The 883-nt window shown below is 70.6% G+C and carries 1 protein-coding gene and 1 pseudogene; both read right to left on the bottom strand.

Annotated features, from left to right (window positions below; translation table 11 throughout):
• The coding region (locus JHD59_RS21980) for an energy transducer TonB (protein WP_199155833.1) at positions 1–712 on the bottom strand (712 nt) is incomplete at its 3' end.
• A gap of 89 nt (positions 713–801) precedes the next feature.
• Positions 802–883 (bottom strand): annotated as a pseudogene (locus tag JHD59_RS21975) (DNA starvation/stationary phase protection protein); the annotation flags it as partial.

Genomic DNA, 883 nt, shown 5'->3' with positions numbered 1-883 from the left:
GGTCCAGCACCGGAGTGCCGGACGAGCGGCTGACGCGCATGCCATGCAGGCTGCCGTCGGCCGCTATCGTCACCTCCAGTGTCACCGCGCCATGCAGGCCGAGGCGGCGCGCCTCGTCCGGATAATTCAGATTGCCTATCCGTTCCACTTTCAGCCGCCAGTCCGCCTGATAACGCGCCCAGGAGTAGCCGCGCGCGGCTTCGCCCAGATTGTCGCCGGGCTGGCCGCTTTCCTTGCCATTGTCGGCCGCGGCGTTGTCGCCGCTACGCGACAGCGCGCCCACCTGGGCCAGCAGCGAGCCGGTGCTGACTGTTGCGCTTGGCGGCGTCGATGCCAGCTGGGCCGCGTTGGGGGACGGGCGGGTGATGGGCGTGAGCGGCGCCGTTTGCTGTTGCGGCGGCGGCGCGGGGGAGGCGGCCGGTTTCGGCGGATCGCTGCGGCTGATCAGCTGGCGCGGCTCCGCGGTATTGCCGGCGCCTTGGCGGTTGTCTTCCGCGACCCGCTCGGTGACGGGCGCGGCGGGAGCAGGCAGATGTCGTGGCCGCAGGCTGATCTGCAGCGGGCCGGAGGCGGCTGGAGGCGGCGGCGCGGACGGCGCCACGCCAAACAGGCTCAACAGCGCGACGTGCGCCAGCAGCGACACGCCCGCCATCAGCCACAGCGGACGGTTGTTGGGCGCGAGGGGGCGAGAGCGGTGCAGATGATCAGCCATGTAAAGTTTCCGGACTTTGCCGGAGTGTAGCACGGACGCGCGTGAAAACGCCGCGCGGGGCGCGGCGTCGGGCGGTGTGCGGCGGACGCTTATTTTTCCAGCAGGCTGCGCAGCATCCAGGCGGTTTTCTCGTGGACTTGCAGGCGCTGGGTCAACAGGTCGGCGCTGGGT

The sequence above is a fragment of the Chromobacterium sp. ASV23 genome (genome assembly GCF_016428945.1).
Classification (GTDB): Bacteria; Pseudomonadota; Gammaproteobacteria; order Burkholderiales; family Chromobacteriaceae; genus Chromobacterium; species Chromobacterium sinusclupearum.
The sequence above is the reverse complement of the archived record's forward strand: the minus strand, read 5'-3'. Positions and strand labels throughout refer to the sequence as shown.